Raw genomic sequence first — 393 nt, forward strand, 5'->3', positions numbered from 1 at the left:
CGGCGCAGACAGGAGATTGTCGTAATGGCAAAAGAAACGTTTGAACGTACTAAGCCCCACGTAAACGTGGGCACCATCGGTCACGTTGACCACGGTAAAACTACCCTGACAGCGGCCCTGACCCGCGTATGCTCCGAAGTATGGGGCGGCGACGCGGTAGCCTTCGACGGTATCGACAACGCACCTGAAGAGAAAGAGCGTGGCATCACCATCGCGACTTCTCACGTTGAGTACGACTCTCCGATTCGTCACTACGCGCACGTTGACTGCCCCGGACACGCTGACTACGTGAAGAACATGATTACCGGTGCTGCGCAGATGGACGGCGCGATCCTGGTTTGTGGTGCTACTGACGGCCCCATGCCCCAGACTCGTGAGCACATCCTGCTGTCT

Annotated in this window: 1 protein-coding gene; it reads left to right on the forward strand. The window is 57.8% G+C overall.

The annotated features are described in order from the left end of the window. Positions 1-24: 24 nt before the first annotated feature. Positions 25-393, forward strand: a 369-nt coding sequence (locus A3709_RS20915) for a GTP-binding protein (RefSeq protein ID WP_231871274.1), incomplete at its 3' end; no start/stop codon positions are given.

Source organism: Halioglobus sp. HI00S01, from assembly GCF_001635445.1.
Lineage (GTDB): Bacteria > Pseudomonadota > Gammaproteobacteria > Pseudomonadales > Halieaceae > Halioglobus > Halioglobus japonicus.